At 42.6% G+C, this 1,701-nt stretch carries 2 protein-coding genes; one reads left to right on the plus strand and one right to left on the minus strand.

Going from position 1 to position 1,701, the window contains the following annotated elements; all coding sequences use genetic code 11:
• Nucleotides 1-918 (minus strand): phage tail sheath subtilisin-like domain-containing protein (locus ACFILT_RS07010; protein ID WP_375679812.1); only part of this gene is annotated, 918 nt, incomplete at its 3' end.
• A gap of 473 nt (nt 919-1,391) precedes the next feature.
• Here ACFILT_RS07010 and ACFILT_RS07015 point away from each other — a divergent pair.
• A partial coding sequence (locus tag ACFILT_RS07015; protein ID WP_375679813.1) for a Rha family transcriptional regulator occupies nt 1,392-1,701 on the plus strand: 310 nt, incomplete at its 3' end.

The following is a 1,701-nucleotide window of genomic DNA, read 5'->3' on the forward strand; positions in this document are numbered from 1 at the left end:
AATCACTTTGTTTGAAGGAGAATGCCAAAAACCGTGTGTAAAATCAGTTTTAGCAATGACACCAGCAACTGCCGCACTTGCTGGCTGTTCTACAATTTTTCCATCACGATTCACCTTTACAAAAGGGTCAATGATAATGGCGCGTTTTGAATCAAAATCCTTTGCTGCGGCAAGGGCTGCTTCATCTGTGCTGTTTGGTGCATCAAGCACCACAATAGAACGCAGACGTTCAGCAATGCCAATGAGTTCTGCCGCTACTGGATTAGAGGTTGTACTGATTTCGGCTTTGGCTGTCGCACCAGTGCCATCTCCTTCAATCGTCACATTTGGGGCGGTTTGATAATCAAAGCCACTGTCCTTAATGACAACAGACGTTACTTTTCCATCTTTCAGGATTGCTTCTGCTTGTGCACCGCCGGCAATTTTAACAGTTGCTTGAGTGTAACCACTTCCTTGGTTTATCACATCAATCTTGCTAAGACTTATAGGGCGTTTGTGCGTAAAACCTGGGGCAATAAGAATGCGTGGTGTTTGTCCAAGAATTGATTGTGCGCCAATCAAAGCGTGGACGCCTTCATAAGCGCCATTTGCATTCACACCACCTAGAACATTGGTGAGTGTTGCATTTTCATTGTCACCCTCGTGCACGCGTACGACAACGACAATTGCTCCTACTTGTTTAAAAATAAGATCAAGGGCATTGGGTAGGGTGCCTTGACGCTTACCCGTTTTATCCAGTTTAGCGGCTTGTGAAAGAGAACCCGTTACCAAAACGGGTGTGTTAAGGGGAAATGCTTGGTCATCGGCATCGGGCGCCGTGCCAACAATCCCGATAACGGCAGACTGAACCGCGCGAAGGGGGCGGGTGCCGTCGTCAACTTCAACGACTTCAACACCGTGTAGAAAACCTATTGCCATACTTTATGCTCCTTTAAATGAGGGGTGAATTAAAATGAATGGGAAAAATGAGGGTTGGATTTGAAATCGCACCCTTTAAAACAGCAAATCATAAGGATTTTGGTTCACTCGCATTTCAAATGCGAGTGAACAGTAAAGGGTAGCATTTCAAATGCGATCCTTTGAAAACAACAATATGTAAAATAATTTTTTAAAAGCATATTGACACTAATAAACCCTCATGTTAATCGAATCACAAGTGCTAGAAACACTAAACCATTAGCGGATAGGTCACGTAAGATCTCTCCCATGCATTTAAAATACTGATTGTCTTTTATGCTATTATTGGCATATAACGATTTTGTCGGGTGTAGCTATGCTATACAATACCTTCTCACGAGGGGAAGACATAGCGACGGACTAATGGCCGTGTTTCTAACGCCCGGCACCCTTGGGGGTGTCAATAGAGACATTAAAACCATTAGGAGTTCATCATGAACAATTTAGTGACAATCAGCAATGCTGGTATTGCTGTTACAACTTCTTTAAAAATTGCAGAGGGTGTGGGTAATACGCATAAAACAGTTATACAGTTAGTACGCAATAATCGTAAGGATTTTGAAGAGTTTGGTTCACTTGGATTTGAAATCCAAGTGAGTAAAAGAGACGGTAAAGGTGGTCAAAAGAGAGAAGTTGCTATCCTCAATGAACCACAAGCAACTTTACTCATGACCTATATGCGTAACAATGATACGGTGCGTGCATTCAAAAAAGCCCTCATCAAAGCTTTCTATGATTTAAAAA

The sequence above is a fragment of the Bartonella sp. AP7XZML genome (genome assembly GCF_042195745.1).
GTDB lineage: Bacteria > Pseudomonadota > Alphaproteobacteria > Rhizobiales > Rhizobiaceae > Bartonella.